Consider the following 3658-nt stretch of genomic DNA (forward strand, 5'->3'; position numbering starts at 1 on the left):
AGTTTTATCTCAAGTTTAAAGTATAAAAACCTTTAAACATTTAGGCCATCAATTTCTAATAATGGTTTTGATTGTTTTTACAGATAATACATCAAAACTAGATATATTATACAATAAAAATATAATTTTAGATAGTCATTTTTTAATCTATCACTATCTTTGATACGTCCATCAAGTTATTCATCAGTTTGAGCATACAACTTAATAGCGATAATCTGTTATTTTTAATGTCTTCTTGCTCTACCATAACCATTATATTATCAAAGTACTGATTTATCAACGAACTAGTCTGTAAAATGATTTCTAAAGCTTTCTCATAGTCTTTATCGCTAATAGCTACAGTCATTTTTTTATTTGCAACTTTATAAACATCCCATAGCTTTTCTTCTATATCTTTTTCAAATAGCTGCTCATTTATGTTAATTTTTCCATTAAAGTCTGATGCAATGTTATATACTCTTCTGTATGCAGTTACAGCCTCTGTAAATTTGCCTGGGTTTTCCAGCCTAAATTTCATTATTGCTTTAGCTTTATTGACCACATCAAGTATATCATTAAACTGGACATTTATCACAGCATTAACAATATCATAATTTATATTCATGTCAAGCATTATAACTTTTATTCTTTGTTTTAGAAAATCAATCACATCTTTTTGTACAACGTCATAATCAAATTTATTATCAAACTGTTTATTATAAGACGTCACTATGTTCTTTATTGTTGAGTCCAAAGGAATACTCATCTCAGTTTTAACAATTATATTGATAAACCCTAAAGCACTTCGTCTAAGAGCATATGGGTCCTGCGAACCAGTGGGTTTTATACCTATTGCAAAAAACCCCACTATTGAATCTAGCTTATCGGCAATGCTCAATATACTACCTACAATAGATTTAGGCAAATCATCCCCTGAGTGCCTTGGAAGATAATGTTCATAAATCGCATTAGCCACGTCATTGTCTTCGCCTTGAATGAGTGCATACTCCCTACCCATGATTCCCTGAAGCTCATCAAATTCATTTACCATTTCAGTTACTAAATCCGCCTTACAAAGATAGGCCGCTCGTTTAACTTTTCCCTTTTGTTCCGATGACAGACCTACTGTTTCCGCAATTTGATATGAAATATCCTCTAATCTTTTTGTTTTATCATATATTGTTCCAATTTTCTCTTGAAATATTATGCCTTTCAACTTTTCAACGTTTTGGTCTAATTCTCTTTTTTGATCTTGCTCATAAAAAAACTTTGCATCTGCCAAACGAGCTTTAAGCACCCTTTCATTGCCTGTTCTTACTAATTCTATATACTCACTATTGCCATTCCTCACTGTAATAAAATAAGGCATCAGATTATCATCCTGATCTACTACAGGGAAATATCTTTGATGTTCCTTCATGGGAGTTATCACAACTTCTTTAGGCAGTTTCAGGTATTCCTTTTGAAATGTACCGTACAGAGCTGTAGGATATTCTGTAAGAAATACAATTTCTTCAAGCAAGGATTCATCTTCTGGTACTTTTCCATCAATATCTTGCGCAATTTTTTTAACCTGTTTTTTTATAATACTCTTTCTTTCTTCAGGATCTACTATAACATATTGTTGTAACATCTTATCAAAATATTCTTGGGCATTTTCAACAATTACACACCCATCCCCAAGAAACCTATGCCCTCTAGTTTTTCTCCCGCTTTTAATACCATCAATTTCAAATTCAATAACAGAATCATTATAAAGGCATAATACCCATCTAATAGGACGAATAAATCTCATGCTGCTTGTACCCCATCTCATAGAGCTTTTGAAATTCAATGAAAGAATAATCTCAGGCAAAACAGTAACCAAAACATTGGGAGTATCATTGCCAACTTCTAGCTTTTGTGCATATACATATTCTCCACCTTTTTGCTCTTTTACAACAAGGTCTTCTACCCTTACATGATTGCTCTTGGCAAAACCAATGGCAGCTTTGGTGGCATTACCTTTAGAATCAAAAGCTATCTTTTTTGAAGGACCGCGAACCAACTGGGACAAATCTTTCTGCTTTTCTGCGATATCTCGTATATTAAGAACAATTCTCCTAGGTGTACCGTACACTGACACACTATGATATTCAATCCTGTTGCTTTTTAGTTTGTCTTTAGTTAGAACATTTACCTGCTTTAAAATATCAGGCATAAACTTTGATGGTATCTCTTCTGTCCCTATCTCTAACAAAACATTGTTATTCATTAGAACTCACTCCTTTCAACAATGGATAGCCTAACTGTTCTCTCTGTTCCATATATTTTTTAGCACATAATCTGGATAGATTTCTTACCCTAGATATATAACCTGTTCTTTGATTTACACCTATCGCTCCCCGGGCATCCAGTAAATTAAAAGCATGAGAACATTTAAGAACATTGTCATATGCAGGAACTATCAGCTGCTTTTTAATTGTTCGCTTTGCTTCATTTTCATACATGTCGAATAATTTAAACAACATATCCACATCTGCTTCTTCAAAGTTATACACTGAATGTTCATATTCTGCCCTATGGAAAATATCCCCGTAAGTAATCCCATCTGTCCAAACTATATCATAGATATTTTCTTTTTGTTGTAAATACATACATATTCTTTCAAGTCCGTAGGTAATCTCAACAGATACAGGGTTACAGTCTATACTGCCTATTTGCTGAAAATAAGTGAACTGGGTTATCTCCATACCGTCCAACCAAACTTCCCATCCCAATCCCCATGCACCCAAAGTCGGTGATTCCCAATTATCCTCTACAAACCGTATATCATGCATGATAGGATTTATCCCTATTTTATTTAAGCTGTCCAAATATATTTCTTGAATATTATCTGGAGAAGGCTTCATTATTACTTGAAATTGATGATGTTGGTACAGTCTATTGGGATTATCCCCGTATCTTCCATCTTTAGGCCTTCTAGATGGTTCAACATATGCAACATTCCAGGGCTCTGGTCCTAGAGCCTTTAAAAAAGTATTTGGATTCATAGTACCAGCACCTTTTTCCACGTCATATGGCTGGCCTACAACGCATTTTTGCTCTGCCCAATAATTTTGTAAAGTCAAAATTAAATCCTGAAAATTCATATCCAACCTCCTCTTTAAATCAAGTACCATTTTATAAGCACTCGTATAATCTTTTTAGACATTAAAAAACCTTCCATCCCTCTCTAATTCATAAGGGACGAAAGGTATACTTCCGCGGTTCCACCCTTTTTGGTATGCACCCAACTCTTTTTAAAAATAATACTCCGGAAAGTGCCATTAGATCATCTTGCTGAACTTTCACCATCATCAGCTCGCTTTTTAGATGCATTCTTTCTTTCCTTCACAGTATCCATATATTGTTTTCTATTATAATTTATCAAAGCAGCATGTACATGTCAATATGGCTTACATCAAATAACTATAAATATTTATGTCTTTCTCCAGTATATGTCTTATATATGAATCCATTATATGTCTTATTTGAATAGCGTCTTTAGAGTTTATCTTCAGAGCTTTTAACCTGCCTATATCATTCTCCAGTATATAGCTCATAGTTTTAAAAGCAGCTATACTTAATTTCAAAGAACTCAAATCATATTTTAAACATTTATTACATATAATTCCGTTGAATTTAGTGCTGAATCTAA

The 3658-nt window shown here is 33.4% G+C and carries 3 protein-coding genes; all 3 read right to left on the reverse strand.

What is annotated here, in order from left to right; genetic code table 11:
* Positions 1–142 precede the first annotated feature (142 nt).
* Positions 143–2233 (reverse strand): glycine--tRNA ligase subunit beta, encoded by a 2091-nt coding sequence (glyS, locus tag PHP06_10815; protein MDD3841031.1) that lies wholly within the window; start codon positions 2231–2233, stop codon positions 143–145.
* Positions 2226–3110, reverse strand: a complete 885-nt coding sequence (gene glyQ, locus PHP06_10820; protein ID MDD3841032.1) for a glycine--tRNA ligase subunit alpha — start codon at positions 3108–3110, stop codon at positions 2226–2228. Before glyQ ends, glyS begins: the two co-directional genes overlap by 8 nt.
* A 306-nt stretch (positions 3111–3416) precedes the next feature.
* A partial coding sequence (locus PHP06_10825; protein MDD3841033.1) for a DNA repair protein RecO C-terminal domain-containing protein occupies positions 3417–3658 on the reverse strand: 242 nt, incomplete at its 5' end.

The sequence above is a fragment of the Clostridia bacterium genome (genome assembly GCA_028698525.1).
Classification (GTDB): Bacteria; Bacillota; Clostridia; order JAQVDB01; family JAQVDB01; genus JAQVDB01.

Coding starts and splice junctions, on each gene's coding strand:
- glyS (MDD3841031.1), bottom strand. CDS start 2,233: ATGAATAACAATGTTTTGTTAGAGATAGGGACAGAAGAGATACCATCA.
- glyQ (MDD3841032.1), bottom strand. CDS start 3,110: ATGAATTTTCAGGATTTAATTTTGACTTTACAAAATTATTGGGCAGAG.